This is a genomic window from Kitasatospora sp. NPDC091257 (assembly GCF_044757675.1).
In the GTDB taxonomy this organism is placed as follows: Bacteria; Actinomycetota; Actinomycetes; order Streptomycetales; family Streptomycetaceae; genus Kitasatospora; species Kitasatospora lactacystinica.
Genome location: NZ_JBIVVI010001674.1, coordinates 1 through 1,464 on the forward strand (window position 1 = coordinate 1; position 1,464 = coordinate 1,464).

A 1,464-nucleotide genomic window follows, 5' to 3' on the forward strand; every position below is an offset into this window, starting at 1 on the left:
ACGGGTTGGGACGCCCCGGGCCGCCCCCTCCCCGGGACGCGCCGAGGCCCGCGTCCGGCTTGTCCAGAGCCGGGCGCGGGCCGCCCCGTTCCCACCCGGTGCCGATGCCCGTGGCGCCGGGTGGAGTCTCTCCGGGGAGTCCGGTCAGACCGCGACCGTCTCCTCCATCTCCTCCTCGGCCTCCTGCGGCGTTTCCACCGGACGGCGCCCACGCCCCTCGTACATGGCCGCGGCCACCAGGGCGGCCCCGCCGAGCAGCAACCAGACCAGCAGGGTCACGACGTGCCCGCCGAGGCCCGCGCCGCCGTCGAAGTACATGATGCTGCGAGCGCCCTCCAGGAAGCCCGCGCCCGTCCAGAAGCCGTGCAGGCCTCCGAAGAATCCGTTCTGCAGTTCGGGCCGGTAGATGCCGCCGGAGGAGGTGAAGTTCAGCATCACGAACAGCACCATCAGGGCCAGCGTGGTCCACTTCTTCAGGAAGCTGTGCAGGCCGATGCCGATCAGCACGATGCCCGCCGAGTAGAGCCAGCCGAGCGCCCAGATCGCCGCACAGTCGTGGTCGACCACGTGGAAGACCGGCCCGGCGGTGACGATCCCGATCACGCTGACCACCAGCGAGACGGCCACTCCGACCAGTGCCCGGATCTTCACGCTCAGCCCCGCGCCGGCCGCGCCGATCGCCGCGACGCTGGCGTAGGAGCCGATGCTCAGCGCGACCAGCAGGAAGAACAGGCCCTGTCCGGTCGGGTCGCCCTTGGCCGGGGTGGTCAGGTCGGTCACGTGCAGCGGCACGCCCTGCCTGTCGGTGACGGTGGTGAACACCGCGGTGGCGGCCACCACGGAGGTGTCCGAGTTGCCCTTGGCGACGATCAGTTCGGGGCTCTTGGCGTCCGGGACGAAGGCGCCCACCAGGTCCCGGTCGCGCAGCTGCTGCTCGGCGGCGGCCCGGTCGTCCACGGTGCGGACGTCGAGCGCGTCCCCGGCCTTGCCCTGGATCGCCTGCGCCAGGCCCTGCGCCTGCGGCGTGGTGCCGACCACGGCCACCTTGAGGTGGTGCGGCTCGGGCTGGTGGAAGGCGCCCTGGTAGGCGAGCGCCATGCCCAGGCACATCAGCAGCGGGGTGATCAGGTGGGTGGCCAGGTGCTTGAGCGAGTGCCCCAGGGTGGGCGCTGCGGCGGGGTTCCGGGGTGTGCTCATGGCGTTCGTACCGTCCTCCGGTGGTGTTCTCTCGGTGAGGAGAAGGTGGGAAATGCAACCAATGCAGGTGGTAAATGCAACCATCTATCGATGTAGCTTACAACTATCCGACATCATTCGGAAGCCCGGCCACCGACCGGCCACCGCCCGGCCGGCGACCGACCGGCGGCCAGGCCCTGCCCGGGGCGACCGTCAGCCCAGCTCGAACACCCCGTACGAGAACCCGTCCGCCCGCAGCTCCCCGTCCACCAGCCGCACGCCCTGCAC

Annotated in this window: 1 protein-coding gene; it reads right to left on the reverse strand. The window is 71.2% G+C overall.

Going from position 1 to position 1,464, the window contains the following annotated elements:
- Window positions 1-144: 144 nt before the first annotated feature.
- A complete protein-coding gene (locus ACIQOV_RS41205) occupies window positions 145-1,197 on the reverse strand; it encodes a hypothetical protein (RefSeq protein ID WP_401056241.1) in 1,053 nt (350 codons plus the stop codon).
- Between the last annotated feature and the right edge of the window lie 267 nt (window positions 1,198-1,464).

Coding starts and splice junctions, on each gene's coding strand:
- ACIQOV_RS41205 (WP_401056241.1), bottom strand. CDS start 1,197: ATGAGCACACCCCGGAACCCCGCCGCAGCGCCCACCCTGGGGCACTCG.